22 protein-coding genes and 1 tRNA gene are annotated in these 15,761 nt (G+C 67.2%); 7 read left to right on the forward strand and 16 right to left on the reverse strand.

The window, feature by feature from the left end; all coding sequences use genetic code 11:
- Positions 1 to 61: 61 nt before the first annotated feature.
- The 4 genes from rpsQ to BLQ77_RS02090 form a co-directional block, all read right to left on the reverse strand.
- Positions 62 to 292, reverse strand: coding sequence for a 30S ribosomal protein S17 (gene rpsQ, locus BLQ77_RS02080; RefSeq protein WP_008885289.1), 231 nt, complete (start codon positions 290 to 292; stop codon positions 62 to 64).
- Between the two features lie 12 nt (positions 293 to 304).
- The gene (gene rpmC, locus BLQ77_RS02085) at positions 305 to 511 is read right to left on the reverse strand and encodes a 50S ribosomal protein L29 (protein ID WP_007792750.1); all 207 of its coding nucleotides are present in this window, start codon (positions 509 to 511) and stop codon (positions 305 to 307) included.
- Between the two features lie 148 nt (positions 512 to 659).
- On the reverse strand, positions 660 to 830 hold the full coding sequence (locus BLQ77_RS28645; RefSeq protein WP_165617004.1) for a hypothetical protein: 171 nt from the start codon (positions 828 to 830) through the stop codon (positions 660 to 662).
- 358 nt (positions 831 to 1,188) lie between these two features.
- Entirely contained in the window at positions 1,189 to 1,809 is a 621-nt protein-coding gene (locus BLQ77_RS02090; protein ID WP_089954764.1) for a TIGR02466 family protein, read from the reverse strand.
- Positions 1,810 to 1,910: 101 nt separating this feature from the next.
- Here BLQ77_RS02090 and BLQ77_RS02095 point away from each other — a divergent pair, with 101 nt between their 5' ends.
- Entirely contained in the window at positions 1,911 to 2,666 is a 756-nt protein-coding gene (locus BLQ77_RS02095) for a hypothetical protein (protein ID WP_165617005.1), read from the forward strand.
- Between the two features lie 257 nt (positions 2,667 to 2,923).
- Here BLQ77_RS02095 and rplP read toward each other — a convergent pair whose 3' ends face one another.
- The 7 genes from rplP to BLQ77_RS02130 form a co-directional block, all read right to left on the reverse strand.
- Positions 2,924 to 3,337, reverse strand: coding sequence for a 50S ribosomal protein L16 (rplP, locus tag BLQ77_RS02100; protein ID WP_008886211.1), 414 nt, complete (start codon positions 3,335 to 3,337; stop codon positions 2,924 to 2,926).
- A gap of 13 nt (positions 3,338 to 3,350) precedes the next feature.
- The gene (rpsC, locus tag BLQ77_RS02105) at positions 3,351 to 4,061 is read right to left on the reverse strand and encodes a 30S ribosomal protein S3 (protein WP_008885147.1); all 711 of its coding nucleotides are present in this window, start codon (positions 4,059 to 4,061) and stop codon (positions 3,351 to 3,353) included.
- Positions 4,061 to 4,441 (reverse strand): 50S ribosomal protein L22, encoded by a 381-nt coding sequence (gene rplV, locus BLQ77_RS02110; protein WP_008885934.1) that lies wholly within the window; start codon positions 4,439 to 4,441, stop codon positions 4,061 to 4,063. The genes rpsC and rplV overlap by 1 nt, the downstream gene beginning before the upstream one ends.
- A 3-nt stretch (positions 4,442 to 4,444) precedes the next feature.
- Positions 4,445 to 4,723 carry a 30S ribosomal protein S19 gene (gene rpsS / locus BLQ77_RS02115; RefSeq protein ID WP_008883583.1) on the reverse strand — a complete coding sequence of 93 codons (279 nt, stop codon included), beginning with the start codon at positions 4,721 to 4,723 and terminating at the stop codon, positions 4,445 to 4,447.
- A gap of 3 nt (positions 4,724 to 4,726) precedes the next feature.
- Positions 4,727 to 5,569 carry a 50S ribosomal protein L2 gene (rplB, locus tag BLQ77_RS02120; RefSeq protein WP_008884331.1) on the reverse strand — a complete coding sequence of 281 codons (843 nt, stop codon included), beginning with the start codon at positions 5,567 to 5,569 and terminating at the stop codon, positions 4,727 to 4,729.
- 303 nt (positions 5,570 to 5,872) lie between these two features.
- A tRNA-Thr gene (locus BLQ77_RS02125) sits at positions 5,873 to 5,948 on the reverse strand.
- Between the two features lie 49 nt (positions 5,949 to 5,997).
- The gene (locus BLQ77_RS02130) at positions 5,998 to 7,656 is read right to left on the reverse strand and encodes an ABC transporter permease (protein WP_089954771.1); all 1,659 of its coding nucleotides are present in this window, start codon (positions 7,654 to 7,656) and stop codon (positions 5,998 to 6,000) included.
- Positions 7,657 to 7,738: 82 nt separating this feature from the next.
- Here BLQ77_RS02130 and BLQ77_RS02135 point away from each other — a divergent pair, with 82 nt between their 5' ends.
- Positions 7,739 to 8,620 (forward strand): hypothetical protein, encoded by an 882-nt coding sequence (locus tag BLQ77_RS02135; RefSeq protein WP_089954774.1) that lies wholly within the window; start codon positions 7,739 to 7,741, stop codon positions 8,618 to 8,620.
- Between the two features lie 152 nt (positions 8,621 to 8,772).
- On the opposite strand, the gene BLQ77_RS02140 is transcribed toward BLQ77_RS02135, so the two are convergent.
- On the reverse strand, positions 8,773 to 9,033 hold the full coding sequence (locus BLQ77_RS02140) for a DUF2312 domain-containing protein (RefSeq protein ID WP_008884453.1): 261 nt from the start codon (positions 9,031 to 9,033) through the stop codon (positions 8,773 to 8,775).
- Between the two features lie 126 nt (positions 9,034 to 9,159).
- Between BLQ77_RS02140 and BLQ77_RS02145 the strand changes: the two genes are divergently transcribed.
- On the forward strand, positions 9,160 to 9,375 hold the full coding sequence (locus tag BLQ77_RS02145) for a hypothetical protein (protein WP_008885862.1): 216 nt from the start codon (positions 9,160 to 9,162) through the stop codon (positions 9,373 to 9,375).
- A gap of 19 nt (positions 9,376 to 9,394) precedes the next feature.
- On the opposite strand, the gene BLQ77_RS02150 is transcribed toward BLQ77_RS02145, so the two are convergent.
- The 3 genes from BLQ77_RS02150 to BLQ77_RS02160 all read right to left on the reverse strand — a co-directional run bounded on the left by BLQ77_RS02150 (position 9,395) and on the right by BLQ77_RS02160 (position 12,130).
- Positions 9,395 to 11,416 carry an enoyl-CoA hydratase-related protein gene (locus BLQ77_RS02150; RefSeq protein ID WP_242661597.1) on the reverse strand — a complete coding sequence of 674 codons (2,022 nt, stop codon included), beginning with the start codon at positions 11,414 to 11,416 and terminating at the stop codon, positions 9,395 to 9,397.
- Positions 11,417 to 11,545: 129 nt separating this feature from the next.
- Positions 11,546 to 11,764 (reverse strand): hypothetical protein, encoded by a 219-nt coding sequence (locus BLQ77_RS02155; protein ID WP_008884597.1) that lies wholly within the window; start codon positions 11,762 to 11,764, stop codon positions 11,546 to 11,548.
- A 39-nt stretch (positions 11,765 to 11,803) separates the two neighbouring features.
- Entirely contained in the window at positions 11,804 to 12,130 is a 327-nt protein-coding gene (locus BLQ77_RS02160) for a TraR/DksA family transcriptional regulator (protein WP_040383834.1), read from the reverse strand.
- 148 nt (positions 12,131 to 12,278) lie between these two features.
- On the opposite strand from BLQ77_RS02160, the gene BLQ77_RS02165 reads away from it, so the two are divergent.
- The 4 genes from BLQ77_RS02165 to BLQ77_RS02180 all read left to right on the forward strand — a co-directional run bounded on the left by BLQ77_RS02165 (position 12,279) and on the right by BLQ77_RS02180 (position 14,549).
- Positions 12,279 to 13,142, forward strand: coding sequence for an MBL fold metallo-hydrolase (locus BLQ77_RS02165; protein ID WP_089954853.1), 864 nt, complete (start codon positions 12,279 to 12,281; stop codon positions 13,140 to 13,142).
- Between the two features lie 100 nt (positions 13,143 to 13,242).
- Entirely contained in the window at positions 13,243 to 13,668 is a 426-nt protein-coding gene (locus BLQ77_RS02170) for a YeeE/YedE family protein (protein ID WP_089954780.1), read from the forward strand.
- Position 13,669: 1 nt separating this feature from the next.
- Positions 13,670 to 14,107, forward strand: a complete 438-nt coding sequence (locus BLQ77_RS02175) for a DUF6691 family protein (protein WP_089954783.1) — start codon at positions 13,670 to 13,672, stop codon at positions 14,105 to 14,107.
- Between the two features lie 10 nt (positions 14,108 to 14,117).
- Entirely contained in the window at positions 14,118 to 14,549 is a 432-nt protein-coding gene (locus BLQ77_RS02180; protein WP_008884427.1) for a protein tyrosine phosphatase family protein, read from the forward strand.
- A gap of 74 nt (positions 14,550 to 14,623) precedes the next feature.
- Here the strand turns inward: BLQ77_RS02180 and BLQ77_RS02185 are convergent, their stop codons facing one another.
- On the reverse strand, positions 14,624 to 15,691 hold the full coding sequence (locus BLQ77_RS02185; protein WP_089954786.1) for a FliM/FliN family flagellar motor switch protein: 1,068 nt from the start codon (positions 15,689 to 15,691) through the stop codon (positions 14,624 to 14,626).
- Between the last annotated feature and the right edge of the window lie 70 nt (positions 15,692 to 15,761).

Consider the following 15,761-nt stretch of genomic DNA (forward strand, 5'->3'; position numbering starts at 1 on the left):
CCTTTGGGGGCTGTTCTTGGTCTACCCCCCAGGGTTTCGATCAAACTCGGACGTGGGCGGATTACTCCGCGATCACTTCCCAGCGTTTCGTCTTCGACTTCGGAGCGCACTCGATGATGCGGACCATATCGCCGACAGCGAACTTTTCCGCCTCGTCGTGAGCGCGGTATTTCTTCGACTTCTTGATGGTCTTCTGCAGCACCGGGTGCTTGAAGCGGCGGACCACCTGGACCGTGACGGTCTGAGCGTTGGCGGTGGAGGTCACGGTGCCTTGCAGGATACGCTTGGGCATGGGGTTAACTCCTTATTCCGCCGAAGCCGCGGCAGCGGCTTTCTGGTTCAGCACGGTCTTGACGCGTGCCACGTCGCGACGCACCTGGCGGATGCGTGCGGTGTTCTCGATGGCTCCGGTGGCTTTCTGGAAGCGGAGGTTGAAGGCCTCCTTCTTCAGGGCCACGAGCTCGTCCCGGAGCTGGTCCGGGGTCTTCGAGCTAAGCTCTTTGGCGTCCATATCGGTCGCTCCTTTGTTGCAACATCACCGGAGAGCCCCGTCGTTAAGCGGGTCACCCTGATTCCCGGTGGAGGTGGATGAACGCGGTCTATAGGCGCGTTGGGGCGAGATGGCAAGGAGAGTCTTGGACCGCCGAGGTCCGCCTAGCCTAGCGCCCGCCACGCATCGCTTTGAACAATCGGACCAAGCTCTCCGAAGACGGTTTACGGCCTATCAGGAATGCTATCGCTACAAGAGCGAGCAACACGGCACCAAGCCCCAAGCCTTCAGCGACACCGATATTCAATTCTGCATTCGCGATGAGTTCTGTCAGGTTCATTGACCTCTCCAAAACTTTCGAGGGTCAATGTTCGTGAGAACAAAGGAGCGCCCCCCGACAAAGTTGTCGGTTACGATCCTCAGTCCTCTTTTCCTACAAAGGTGGCGCCACCATTTTGGTCGGGCACCGCCCCAGAAGCGATCTGGGTATTTAGTGAACTCAAAACTAGCTACTGACACCACGCTTTCGGGCGGCCGCCGAAGCTCGACATGCAGGTCGTCGATCTTTGGCCTTCACTCGAAAGATGTCAGATCAATTCGATCAAGACTCTGCAATACCAACGAGCCTGTTGGGCTCCGCCCGTTCGCACCTCAAACGCTCCCCCGGAGCGTTTGCCGTGCAAAGCCCGGACCGGCGCTCACTCCCACTTGTAGTTGAAGCTGACCGAGATGCGCTCGTCTTCCGACGTGTTGGGCGGGACCTCGTGGCGCAGCCACGATTCCCAGAGCAGCACGTCGCCCACCGCCGGGGCCTCGTAGACGAAGGTCTTCAGTTCCTCGCGGCAGCCCTTGCGGCGCGCGGGGGCGGCCATCATGAAGCCCAGACGCGGGTCCTCGAGCTTCAGGGCCGAGGCGCCGTCGGGCATCGAGACATAGGTCGTCCCCGAGATCACCGAGTGCGGATGGATGTGCGAAGAATGCGTGCCGCCCTCGGGCAGGAGGTTGATCCAAATGTCCTCGACCACCAGCGTCTTGTCGCCAAGGTCGAACTCGAGGTCCTCGGCAAAGGCCGCGACGTGCTTGTCGATGGCGGCCACCAGATCGGCGAAGATCGGGAAGCGCCACGGCAGGTCGGTCAGCGAGGCATAGGAGGTGTAGCCCGGGTAGTTGTTCTCGTCGCACCACTCCTGCCCCGCCTCGTCGTCCTCGGCGATGGACCAGCACGAGGTCTCGAGCTCGGAGGTGTCGACAGCGGGCCCGTGCTCGGAGAGCCGGGCGTGGTACAGGCGGGTCGCGAAGAGGGATCGGATCTGGCTCATGTCCGCGTCTTAGCCTGAGTCGGGGCGGCTGGCGAGAGGCAAGGATTTCTCAACCGGTGTCTGCGAAGCTCTGCCGCACCGGAACCGATCCCGAGGTCAGAATGACCCTGCCGCGCCTGCTGGCCCTCTTCCTGCTGCTCTGCGGCGCCATGCTTTGCGTCCCGTTGCTTTGCGGCCCCGCCCGCGCCGCGGCCTTCCTGCCGTTGGGCGAGACACGGGGGCCGCTGCTGCAGCAGGGACAGGCGCTGATCGCGCCCCGTGGTGGCGCGCCGAGCGACGGGGCGAACGGCGGGGCGAGCCTCTTTGCGGGCACGCAGGGGGGCAGCTTCTTCGAGCCGGTGGTGCGGGCGGCCCCCCTGCCCGCGCTGGCGCCCTCGAGCAACGTCGCCGAGCACATCCGCAACGTCATCGCCCTGGCCGAGGCCGGGCCCGCCGGCTACGACGCCATCCAGCACGGCGCGCGCAGCCTGCCGCGCAAGCGCCCCACCGCGATGACCCTGGGCGAGATCTACGACTGGATCGCCGCGACCCCCGGCCAGCCCCACGCCATCGGGCGCTACCAGTTCGTCCCCGATACGCTGCGCGCGCTGGTGCGCCGGGCCGGGCTCTCGCGCGAGACGCGCTTCACGCCCCGGGTGCAGGACCACCTCGCCGACCTGCTCCTGCTCGACGCCGGCCTGCCCGAGGCGCAGCGGGGCGAGATCACGCCCCGCAGTTTCATGCACAATCTCGCGGGGATCTGGGCCGGGCTGCCCCTGCCCTCGGGCAAGTCGCGGTACCACGGCTACGCGGGCAACAAAGCGACGATGACCTGGGCCCGGTTCGAGCGGGAAATGGCGCCGGTGTTCCGGCGATGAGGGACGCGCGGTACTGGGGGTCGAGGCTACGGCGGCGGGTTGGGTGACCTCCAACGACACGTCGGGCCTCGGACTGCGGGCCGCCGACAGAGAACCGGGAACCGGGAACCGGCGAACACCGTGCTGCGGACACGGTCAAGGCCCCGGAGCATGAAACAGGGCGCAACGGCTCGGAAACGGGAAGGCCCCCGCCGATCGCTCGGCAGGGGCCCAATTCTTGGCTCGATGTCCTGGTGCGGGCGGACCCGCGACCGGGATTACCAGTCTTCGCGGACGACGACGCGGGTCTTGATCGGAAGCTTCATCGCGGCAAGGCGCAGGGCCTCACGTGCGATGTCTTCGCTGACGCCGTCGATCTCGAACATCACGCGGCCGGGCTTGACCTTGCAGGCCCAGTAATCGACCGAGCCCTTACCCTTACCCATCCGGACTTCGGTGGGCTTGGAGGTCACCGGGGTGTCCGGGAAGATGCGGATCCAGACACGGCCCTGACGCTTCATGTGACGCGTCATGGCACGACGTGCGGCTTCGATCTGCCGGGCGGTGACGCGCTCGGGCTGCAGAGCCTTCAGGCCGTAGTGGCCGAAGTTGAGATCAGAACCGCCTTTTGCCTCGCCGGAAATCCGGCCCTTGAACATCTTGCGGAACTTTGTGCGTTTCGGTTGAAGCATGTCTCAAACTCCCTCAGCGACGGCCGCCCATGGCGCCGCGCGGAGCCGGACCGTCCTGGATTTCCTGCGACTTGCGTTCGCGGGCGGACGGATCGTGCTCCATGATCTCGCCTTTGAAGATCCAGACCTTGATCCCGATGATGCCATAGGGGGTCGTGGCTTCGACATTGGCGTAGTCGATGTCGGCGCGCAGGGTGTGCAGCGGCACACGGCCTTCGCGATACCATTCGGTACGAGCGATCTCGGCACCGCCGAGACGGCCCGCGACGTTCACGCGGATGCCCAGTGCGCCCATGCGCATGGCGTTCTGCACCGCGCGCTTCATGGCACGACGGAACGAAACGCGGCGCTCGAGCTGCTGCGCGATGCTCTCACCCACGAGGCGGGCGTCCAGCTCGGGCTTGCGGACCTCGACGATGTTGAGGTGCAGCTCGCTGTCGGTCATCTTCGCCAGCTTCTTGCGCAGGACTTCGATGTCCGCGCCTTTCTTGCCGATGATGACGCCCGGACGGGCGCTGTGGATCGTCACGCGGCACTTCTTGTGCGGACGCTCGATGATCACGCGGGCGACGCCGGCCTGCTTGCACTCTTCGTGGATGAAATCGCGGATCGCGATGTCTTCCAGAAGCAGGTCACCGTAGTCCTTGGTGTCTGCGTACCAGCGGCTGTCCCAGGTACGGTTGACCTGGAGGCGCATGCCGATCGGATTGGTCTTGTTACCCATTAGGCTTGCTCCTCGATCTGGCGCACCTTGATGGTGAGTTCCGAGAACGGCTTGTTGATGCGGCCGAAGCGGCCACGTGCCCGGGGACGGCCACGCTTCATCACAAGGTTCTTGCCCACGTAGGCTTCGGCGACGACGAGTTCGTCGACGTCAAGGCCGTGGTTGTTCTCGGCGTTCGCAATGGCGGACTGAAGGCATTTCTTCACGTCCACGGCGATCCGCTTCTTCGAGAAGGTCAGGTCCGAAAGGGCCTTTTCCACCTTCTTGCCACGGATCAGCGCGGCCACCAGGTTCAGCTTCTGCGGCGAGGTGCGCAGCATACGGAGCTTCGCCATCGCCTCGTTGTCCGCCACGCGGCGGGGATTCTTATCCTTGCCCATGGCTTACTTCCTCTTGGCTTTCTTGTCGGCGGCGTGACCGTAGTAGGTACGGGTCGGCGCGTATTCACCGAATTTCTGGCCGATCATGTCTTCCGACACGTTCACCGGCACATGCTTCTGGCCGTTGTACACGCCGAACGTCAGGCCCACGAACTGGGGCAGGATGGTCGAGCGACGGGACCAGATCTTGATGACTTCGTTCTTACCGCTTTCGCGAACCTTCTCGGCCTTCTTCAGGACGTAGGCATCGACGAAAGGGCCTTTCCAAACAGAGCGCGACATGGATTAGCGACCCTTCTTCTTGGCGTGGCGCGAGCGGATGATAAGCTTCTGCGACGCCTTGTTGGTGTTGCGGGTACGCTTGCCCTTGGTCGGCTTGCCCCACGGCGTCACCGGGTGACGGCCACCGGAGGTCCGGCCTTCACCACCACCGTGCGGGTGGTCGATCGGGTTCATCACGACACCGCGGACCGACGGACGCTTGCCCATGTGACGGACGCGACCGGCCTTGCCGAGGTTCTGGTTGCTGTTGTCGGGGTTCGACACGGCACCGACGGTGGCCATGCATTCCTGACGCACCATGCGCAGTTCGCCCGAGGACAGGCGGATCTGGGCGTAGCCGCCATCGCGGCCGACGAACTGGGCGTAGGTGCCCGCAGCGCGTGCGATCTGGCCGCCCTTGCCGGGCTTCAGCTCGATGTTGTGGACGATCGTGCCGATCGGCATGCCCGAGAAGGGCATCGCGTTGCCGGGCTTGATGTCGGCCTTCGCGGACGCGACCACCTTGTCGCCGATGGCGAGACGCTGGGGCGCGAGGATGTAGGCCTGCTCGCCATCGTCATACTGGACGAGTGCGATGAATGCGGTCCGGTTCGGGTCGTATTCGATGCGTGCAACGATACCGTTGATGTCAAACTTGTTCCGCTTGAAATCGACGATCCGGTAGAGACGCTTTGCGCCACCGCCGCGGCGGCGTGCAGTGATCCGTCCGGTGTTGTTCCGGCCGCCCGACTTGGTCAGACCCTCGGTGAGGGCCTTGACGGGACGTCCTTTATACAGCTCCGAACGGTCGATCAGCACCAGCCCGCGCTGGCCCGGCGTCGTCGGCTTGTACGACTTGAGTGCCATGCTTCTGTCTTCCGTTTGCAGACGGGTGGAGAATCCACCCTATGTTACAGCCCCCTCGGTCTGCTGTCGCGGGGACAGGCTGCCTGCAGGTGGCCGGTAGTATAGGCCCCCGAAGGTGCCCGGTTAGATGTTCTCGCGAACAAACACGAAGCCCCGGACGAATCCGGGGCCTTGCGGATGCCGCTTGTTAGAGAAAGCGCCTCCCGAGGTCAAGCGCCTTGGGACAGCCTCGCCGATCTCGCCACGCGTCGCAGGCTTTCGGCAGGCAATGGTGCGCAGGGCTTCGGCAAGAAGGAAGGATCCTGGTGCCCCCACACGGACTCGAACCGCGGACCTACTGATTACAAATCAGTTGCTCTACCAGCTGAGCTATAGGGGCACCGTGGCGGCATGGATATGCCAGCCCGGCCCTCGCTTGCAAGCGCAATCTAGCGGTTCGCGCGGGCGAGCAGCCCCACCGCCGCGAGGCCGACCGCAATCACGAGCACCGCAGCAGGGGCCGCGCCGCCGAGGTACTCGAGCGAGGCCTGCTCGTGCACCCGGGTGGCCAGCGTCTCGTAGTTGAAGGGCCGCAGCAGCAGCGTCGCGGGCAGTTCCTTCACGCAATCGACGAAGACCAGCAGCAGCGCCGAGGCAATGGAGGCGCGGATCAGCGGGTAGTAGACCTCGACCAGCGTCCGGCCCTGACTGCGGCCGAGCGAGCGGGCGGCCAGCGCGAGGTTGGGCGAGACCCGCCCCATCGCCGCGTCCGCCGCCCCCTGCGCGATGGCAAAGAAGCGCACGAAATACGACAGGATCAGCGCGAAGGCCGAGCCGGTGAGCACCAGCCCGATGTCGCGCCCCGTCGCCGACTCGACCGCATCCGCGAGCGCGTGATCGAGCCCGGCCAGCGGAATCAGGATGCCGACGCCCAGCACCGCTCCCGGCGCCGCGTAGCCGATGGTCGTCACCGGTAACAGCAGCCGCGGCAGCTGGCGCCCGGAGAGGCGCACGCCGTAGACGAGGAAGACCGCGCCCAGCACCGTCAAGATCGCCGCCAGACCGCAAACCACCAAAGTGTGCAGCCCAGCCTCCCAGAGCCGCGGGTCGGCCCAGTTCTCGGCGTTGCGCAGTGCGTGCTTGAGGATCACCCCGCCCGGCAGCAGGAAGCCCATGGCGAAGGGGATGAGGCAGGCCAGCGTCGCCAGCCATGCCCCGCGCGGGGGCAGCACCTTGCGGGTGACCGGGCGCGAGCGGGTCGAAAGGTTGAAGAAGCGCATCTTCCGGCGCGAGCTCTTCTCGAGCAGCACCAGCAGGATCACCAGCGCGAGCACCGTGGTGGCGATCTGCGCGGCGCCGCCTGCGTTGTTGCTCTGCAGCCAGACCGAGAAGATGCCGGTGGTCAGGGTCTGCACCGCGAAATAGTCGACCGTGCCGAAGTCGTTCACCGATTCCATCATCACGATCGCCATGCCCGCGGCGATGGCGGGCCGCGCCAGCGGCAGGCCCACCCGCCAGAACCGGCCCATCGCCCCGGAGCCCAGCGACTGCGCCACCTCCTCGGACGAACCCGACTGCTCGCGGAAGGCGTTGCGGGCCAGCAGGTAGACATAGGGGTAGAGCGCGGCGGCGAGCACGATGATGGCGGCGCCCATCGAGCGGATCTCGGGGAACCAGTAGTCGCGCGCGGTCCTCCAGCCGAAGAGCTGCCGCAGGGCGCTCTGCACGGGCCCCGCGTATTCGAGGAAATCCACCAGCGCGTAGGCGCCCACGTAGGCCGGGATCGCCAGCGGCAACAGCAGCAGCCACTCGAGCCAGCGCCGGCCCGGGAACTCGTAGCGCGACACCAGCCAGGCCGCGCCCGAGCCCGCCGCCCCGGCAAGCGCGCCGACGCCGAACATCAGCACCAGCGTGTTCGACAGGTACCGCGGCAGCGTCGTCGAGACGAGGTGCGGCCAGATGTTCTCGGCCGGGAACAGCGCGATCCAGAACACCGCGAGAATCGGCGCCACCACCAGCGCGGCGATCAGTGCCGCCCCGACCGACCACGGGCTGGGCAGCCGCCATCCGCGACGCGGCTTGACGGAGCTCTGATCTGCAAGGCTCATGCGCACTCTCCCGGGCAATTGCGGTTTTCCTCGCCGTGAAAGCCCTTATAGTGCGGCGCCGGGCCATTCAAAAGAGCAGGCAATGCAGATCACTCTTCACCTCGGCGTTCAGTGCACGGATGAGGACCGACTGCTCAAGGGGCTGCTCAAGAACGTCGGAGATCTGCGCAAGGACGGCATCTGCATCCCCGGCCCCGGACGCTACCGCACGCTGCTCTCGGAGACGTTGAACACGCTTGGCGAGGCCACGCCTGCGCCGGAGGCCCGCGAGGTGCTGCTCGACGCGATCCTCGACGAGGATCCCGAGACGGTGCAGCGGCTGGTGCTCAGCCACGAGAACCTGCTTTCGGTACCGAAGCTGGCACTCTCGGGCGGCAGGCTCTACCGCAAGCTCGAACAGCGGCTGCCGGCGATGGCGCGGCTGTTTCCGGGCGACGGCATCGAGATCTTCGTGGGACTGCGCAACTTCGCGACCTACCTGCCTGCGGTCTACCGCAGCACGCCGCATGGCAGCTTCGACGAGTTCCTGTCGGGTGCCGATCCCATGCACCTGCGCTGGTCCGAGATGATCGCGCGGATCCGGACTGCCCTGCCCGACGCCCCGCTCACCGTCTGGTGCAACGAGGACACGCCGCTGATCTGGGGCCAGCTCCTGCACGAGATGGCCGGCATCGAGACCGACCGCAGGATCACCGGCGCCTTCGACCTGTTCTCCGAGATCGTCAGCCCCGAGGGGATGCAGCGCTTTCGCGCCTTCCTCAAGGAGAACCCGACGGTGAACGAGACGCAGAAGCGGCGGGTGATGATGGCCTTCCTCGACAAGTACGCGCTGGACGAGGCGGTGGAGGAAGAGCTGGACCTGCCCGGATGGGACACGGCCTATGTCGATATGCTGACCGAGCTCTACGACAAGGATGTCTATCAGATCGGGCAGATGCCCGGCGTCACGCTGATCGAGCCCTAGGTGTTCAGTCCCGGCTTTTCGCGGACGGGTCGGCGCCCGTCGGCGCCATGCCTTGCAGAATCTCCGCCCCGGGCCGGCATCGGGCGCCACGTGCGCAGGACGGTCTTCGCAAGGCGGTGCGAAAGGGGCGCACGCGGCGCCCCTGCGCGCCGTCACTCCATGCCGAGCGCGGCCTTGTACATCTCGAGCACCGCCTCTTCCTCGGCGATGTCGTCCTTGTCGCGCTTGCGCAGGGCGATGACCTTGCGCATGACCTTGGTGTCGTAACCGCGCCCCTTGGCTTCGGCCATGACCTCCTTCTGCTGGTCGGCGACTTCCTTCTTCTCGATCTCGAGCCGCTCGTAGCGCTCTATAAAGCTCTTGAGCTCGCCCGCCGCCACGCCGTAGCTGTTGCTCGAACCTTCGTCTTGCATCGTTCTTGTCTCCTGCCGGTTTGGCGTCTGAGTATCCCATGCCGCGCGCGGCCATCAAGGGGTTGCGGGGGCATGGGCGATGGATTACCGGAACCGGGATCTGCGAGGGCGAAGGGGAGAGACCCGATGGAATGGCTCATCTGGCTTGGAGCGGCGATCTCGGTGGTGGGACTCGGCGGGCTCTTCTGGTGCATCTGGCGCGTGTGGAGCGCCCGCAAGGCCGGGCTCGACGACGAGGCGCTGCGTGAGGTGGTGCGCAAGGTCGTGCCGCTCAACATGGGCACCATGATGCTTTCGGTCATCGGCCTGATGATGGTGATCGTCGGGATCTCGCTGGGCTGAACCGGCCGTTGCGCTGGCCTCAGGCCGAGCGCGACACGGGCTCGGCATTCAGGTCATCGAAGCTGCGGCCGTTCTTGACGAGCTCGGCAAAGATCGGCTCGGGCGCCCAGAAGGCGCGATCGGGATGGTCGAAGCCCTCCATCGCGCGGCGCAGCGCGAGAAGTTTCATCACTCCGGCAAGATGCATTGGCCCGCCCCGCCAGCGCGGCATCTCGAGCGCATGCAGCGCCACCACGTCGATGTCCGAGGGGCGCAGCGCCATGCCCGAGGCCAGCATCCGCGCGCCCTCGTTCACCATCGCCCCCAGCACCCGCTTGCGGATGAGATCAGGCGGCATCGCCGCAGCCGACGGCCGCTCGGCGTCGAGCAGGGTCTTCAGCGCCGAGTCTTCGCGGGGCATCGACGGATCTGCGGTCCAGTCGTACACGCCCCGGCGCGCGGAACGCCCCCCGCGCCCGGCCCCGAGCAGCAGCGCCGACCAGTTGCGCGCCCCGTCCGCGCGCGGCTGCGTGGCAAGCTCCCTGAGCCCCATCCGGTCGCGTGCCTCGAAGGGCGGACGGGTCCATCCCCACTCGCGGAAGGCGCGGTCGATGTCGTAGGGGTTCTGCCCCGCGTCCACCAGCGCATCCGCCGCCCGCTGGCAGGCCGCCACCAGACGCGCGGCAATGGTTTCCCCGCGAGACGTCACGCGCACCGCGATCTTGCCCAGCGCCCGCACCAGCGCCTGCGCCGCGGCAAGCTCGGAGGCCGAAACGACGGGTCCCGCCACAACCTCGACCAGCCGCGAGGCGGAGCCGGGCTGCGCGAACCGCAGGCCGAGCGCCTCGACCTCGCCCGCGCAGGCGACCGCGCGCACCGTGCCTTCGGGCACCGGTACGTGGCCCTGCCCCTGCGCCGCGAGCACGACCATGTCCGCGTCCGCCGCCATGGACGCACTGTCGCCGACCTTGAGCCCGGCCATGCGATCCTGCGCCTGCTCGTCGGTCAGCGCGCCGCGTTTCACCGCTTCGGCGAAGGCGTCGCGCAACTGCGGCACACCGGTCAGGAACGCCTCGGGATCGATCGTACCCCAGCGCAGCTCGAGCCCGGCATTGAGCGCGGTGAAAACGAGCTGCGCCGCAAGCCCGCCGCCGCCCAGGACGGCAAGGCGGTGCAGCGCGGGACGGGCGGTGCCGCCCGGAAGGCCGAGCCGGCCCGCCATGCCCTCGGAGACGAAAGCGGCGCGCAGGGCGCGGGACTGGTCGGAGGCAAGGCAGGTCTCCTGCACATCCGCCTCGAAGGCGAGACCGGCCTCGAAGGGCAGTAGCATCGCCGCCTCGACCGCGGCGACAAGCTCGCGCGGGGCAATCTCGGGCTGGCGCGCGGCGGCGTCGCGACGGCGCGCGACCTCCTTCTGGTAGGCGGCGGGCTCGGCGAAGCCCTGGCGCATTTCCGAACAGCGGCGCGGCCCTTGCCCGGTCTCGAGCAGCTGGCGCACAAAGCCCTCGGTCGCCGCCCGCAGGTCGCCCTCGGCCACCGCGTCGAGCAGCCCGCGCGCGGGCGCACGGGAGGCGGCGAACATGCCCCCGCCAAGCAACATGTCGAGAGCGCCCTTCGCCCCGATCATCCGCGCCAGCCGCTGGGTACCGCCGGCGGCCGGGATCAGCCCCAGCCGGACCTCGGGAAAGCCGAGCCGGGCGGAGGAAAGCGCGATGCGGTAATGCGCGGCAAGCGCCAGCTCGAGCCCGCCGCCAAGCGCGGTGCCGTGGATCGCAGCGACCACCGGAACCGGGAAGCCCTCGAGCCGGGCGCAGAGATCGACGACGGCAGGCCCCGCGGACGGCCTGCCGGGCTCGGCAAGATCGGCGCCGGCCGAGAAGGTGGCGCCGGCCCCCATCAGCACCACTGCCTTCAGCCCGGGCTCGGCCTCGGCGCGGTCCAGCGCGGCGCCCAAGCCCTCGCGCACCCTGCGCGACAGGGTGTTCACAGGGGGATTGGCGACGGCAAGCCAGGCGATGCCGTCTCCGAACCTATAGTCGACCGCGTCCCGCGCCTCTGGCATCTGCCTGCCCCCGCTTGCCGGCCGATCGGCCGTCACCACCGGTTTTCCGCGCTTTTCCGCGCGATTTTGCGGCATTAGACGGCAAACCGCCGGTCAAGGCAAGCAAGCTCCCGGCGCGGTGCGGGCCGGTCAGATCGGCATGTTGTCGAACTGGTCCTCGATTTCGCTGTCGCCATCGGGGCGCACCAGCGCCAGCGCGGAAGCGGGAACCTTTCCGCCACGCGCCTCGAGCTCCTCGACATGGCGTTCGAGATCCTCGAGCAGATCCTTGCAGACAGCCTCGTCCCCGCCGACCACCTTGATCTCGGATTCGAGTTGCTTGATGCGTGTTTTCAGGGCTTCGATCATGATAGTTTTCCTCCTCGTGAGCGGGCGGGAGGGCCCGCCCTAGGGTTTACGCCCCCCGGCACAGGCGGCGCATAGAGGCGCATCAGGCAGGATGTCCAGCCGCGCCTCCGAAATGGCCTCCCCGCAGGTCAGGCAGTACCCGTACTCCCCCTCGTCCATGCGCCGCAGCGCCGCCTCGATCCGGCCGATTTCGGCCTGTCCGCTGGTTCCGAGGCTTTCCAGAACCTCGTCCCCCTCGCGTTCTGTAGCGCTTTCGTCCCAGTCACTGGGCTTGGGCTCGTCGAGCGAATCCTCGATCCCTTCGAGCCTTGTCTTCAGTTCCTCCAGCCGCTTCAGCAGCATAGCCTTGTGTTTGTCGTGCGACATAGTTGCACCTGCGACGCCTTTCTGAATCAAGAATGATACCGGGGAGCTCTCCCCGCAATGATTCAAGTCAACAGATCAACAGAACGAATCCTTGAATACATATTCACGTTTAGCTATATGAATGAGGAAACGGAGGATCACCGCCATGATGTCACCTGAAGTCACCGCATTTTTCGACGAAGCCACCAACACGATCTCTTACGTCGTGCGCGATCCGCAGGGATCGTCCTGCGCGGTGATCGACTCGGTTCTGGACTTCGACTACGCCTCCGGCCGCACCGACACGCGCTCGGCGGATGCCATCATCGCCTTTGTCCGGGACAAGGACTACAAGGTCGAATGGCTGCTCGAGAGCCACGTGCACGCCGACCACCTCTCGGCCGCGCCCTACATCCAGCGCGAGCTCGGCGGCAAGATCGGCATCGGCGACCGGATCAAGATCGTGCAGGACACCTTCGGCAAGGTGTTCAACGAGGGCACCGAGTTCCAGCGCGACGGCTCGCAGTTCGACCAGCTCTTCCAGGAGGGCGACAGCTTCCACATCGGCCAGCTGCGCGGCGACGTGCTACACACGCCGGGCCATACGCCTGCCTGCCTGACCTACGTGATCGGCGACGCCGCCTTTGTCGGCGACACGCTCTTCATGCCCGACTTCGGCACCGCGCGCTGCGACTTCCCAGGCGGCTCGTCCGAGACGCTGTTTGCCTCGATCCAGAAGATCCTCGCCCTGCCGGACGAGACCCGGATCTTCGTCGGCCACGACTACAAGGCGCCCGGCCGCGACGAATACGCGTGGGAGACCACGGTGGGCGAGCAGAAGGCGCTCAACATCCACGTCGGCGCCGGAAAGTCGGCCGAGGAGTTCGTCAGGATGCGCGACGCGCGCGATGCGACGCTCGCCATGCCCAAGCTCATCATCCCGTCGCTGCAGGTGAACATGCGCGCGGGCCAGATGCCGCCCGCGGACGAGAAGGGCGACGTCTTCCTCAAGGTGCCGGTCAACAAGCTCTGACCGCCCGAACCTCTTACCGGTCCGGGTGATCCGGACCAGCGCCCTCGGCCAAGGCCGGGGGCGTGCAGCTTCCCTGACTAGACACAGGACACGTAACGACATGGAACAGGACTGGATCTGGGGCCTGATCGGCGGGCTGCTGATCGGCACCGGGGGCGCCGTCTACCTGCTTTTCAACGGGCGGATCATGGGCGCCTCTGGCATCATCGGCGGGCTCATAGACGGCTCGGCGGGCAACACGAAGTGGGAGCGCATCGTCTTCCTCGCGGGGGTCGTGCTCATGCCGGTGATCCTGCAACCGCTCTACCACGAGGTGGACCCGCACATCAGCGAGAACCTCGTGGTGCTGGTGATCGCGGGGCTCCTGGTCGGCGCGGGCACGCGGCTCGCCAACGGCTGCACCTCGGGACACGGGGTCTGCGGCATGTCACGGCTCTCGGTCCGGGGCTTCGCTGCGACGCTCACCTACATCTTCGCGGGCGGGGTCGGTGTGCTTGTCTTCCGCCACCTGCTGGGAGTGATCTGACATGGCACGGCTTCTCTTCGCCCTGATCGCGGGCGGTCTCTTCGGCAGCGGGCTCTTCATCTCGGGGATGACCGACACCACCAAGGTGCAGGGCTGGCTCGACGTCTTCGGCGCCTGGGACCCGACGCTCGCCTTCGTCATGGGCGGCGCGATGATCCCCATGGCCATCGCCTGGCTGGTGGCCGCGCGGCTGCGCAATTCGGCGCTCGGTACGCCGCTGCCGCCGAAATCCTCGACGACCATCGACCGCAAGCTGATTCTCGGCTCGCTGCTGTTCGGGATCGGTTGGGGCCTCGCGGGTCTCTGCCCCGGCCCGGCCATCGCCTCGCTCAGTTTCGGGGGGCCCGGGCTCTGGATTTTCGTCGCCGCGATGCTGACGGGAATGGCCGTTGCGCCTTTCTTGCGAACCCGTCTGGACAAACCCGTGGCCGCGGAGTGATGTAACCGCCATGGCTATCATCGAACTCACCCCCGGCTATTCCGTCTCGCCGCAGATCGCGGTCGAAGAGGTGCCCGCCATCGCGGCGGCGGGCATTTCGCTTGTCATCTGCAACCGTCCTGACGACGAGGTCCCGCCCCCGCTGCAACGCAAGGCGCTGGAGACCGCGGTGCGCGACGCGGGGATGGATTTCGTCTACATCCCCGTGGTCAACGGCGGGCTGACGCTCGACCAGGTGGCCGAGCAGGCCTCGGCCATCGGCGCGGCGGAGGGCCCGGTGCTGGCCTACTGCCGGTCCGGCACGCGCAGCTCGATCGTCTGGGCCATGGCGAACGCCGGCGCGATCGACACCGACACGATCATCGCGACCGGTGCCAAGGCAGGCTACGACCTCGGCGGCCTGCGCCCGACGCTCGACGCGCTGGCGGCGCAGAAGGGCTAAGGCGCCCCCGCATGGTCTTCCTGCGCCCGCCTGTCGGGCGCAGGGCATTTCCGGCGTGGTTCTCGCGCTGCGTCTCAGCTTTCCTCGACATCGAGCGGCGCGGCCGAGAAATCGAAGTCGAAATCGCCCGCCTCTGCCTCGGCAGGCTCGGCGTCGAAGCTGAAATCCCCCGTATCGAACTCCATCGGCGGCAGGTCCGGCAGATCCTCGGTCATTTCCGAGGCCGAGAACTCGGGCTCCGGGTCCGGCTCGGGCTCCGGGCGGGACACGGCGGCGGCGGCGAGCTCCACCATGCCGCCCGGCTCGAGCTCGGACACCTCCCTCATGGGCGCGGAGACGTTGCCCGCGCCCTGGGGCCAGCTCAGCCGCACCGCACGCATGCCGTTCATCTGGCCGAGCCTGCCGCCGGCCACCGCGGGGCCGGCGCCTGCCACGAACTCCACCGAATCGAGCGCCTCGGGCGGCAGCGGGATCAGGTCGCCCGCCCGCAGCCGCTGTGCCGCGCTGAGCGGGATGGTCAGGCTGCAGAGCACGGCATCCATGCGCACCGGCAGCAGCTTCATCTTGCGTTCGTGCGGGCCCGGAGCCCCTGCATCGCCATCTTCGGCGTCGGCCTTGCCGGCATCGGGACGGTCGGGCAGGACGAGCAGGATCGTGCCCTTCCGCCGCCCGAGCGCGAGATCGACGCTGACGTTGAAGGCCCGGTACCCCGCCGCATCCAGCAGCAGCCCGGCGGTGCGCGCATCCTCGACCATGGCGCCGAAGCGGAACCCCGCGAACTGCGGGCGCAGCGGGTGCCCCTCGAGGTAGCGTTCGAGCCGGTCCAGCGTGCCGTCGACCAGCGGCGCCATCATCGCCGCGTCGGTCTGGGTGATCGGGCGATCCTCGACCGGCATCTGGGTGACCTGCAGCAGCGTCTGCACCTCGATCAGCCCGGTCATGATCTCGCGGTCGATCATCGCGAGCCCGAGCGCGCCGCCGGGCCCGTCGAGCAGCAGGAGCAGCGTGCCCGAGGGCAGCATCTCGACCACGCCGTCCTGATCCGCCATCTCCTGGCTGACGCCATGGGTGACCAGCGCGAGGTCCCACAGGACATCGGCGGTGCGCGAGAGCGCACGACGCAGGGCCTTGGCCGGTGACATCGCCCGCGCTTCCAACGCGCGGCGGGCGGCACTGGCCTTCTGACCAAGAACGTCGTCCTTTCTAGCGGGC

Origin of the sequence: Salipiger thiooxidans, from assembly GCF_900102075.1 — a bacterium.
Lineage (GTDB): Bacteria > Pseudomonadota > Alphaproteobacteria > Rhodobacterales > Rhodobacteraceae > Salipiger > Salipiger thiooxidans.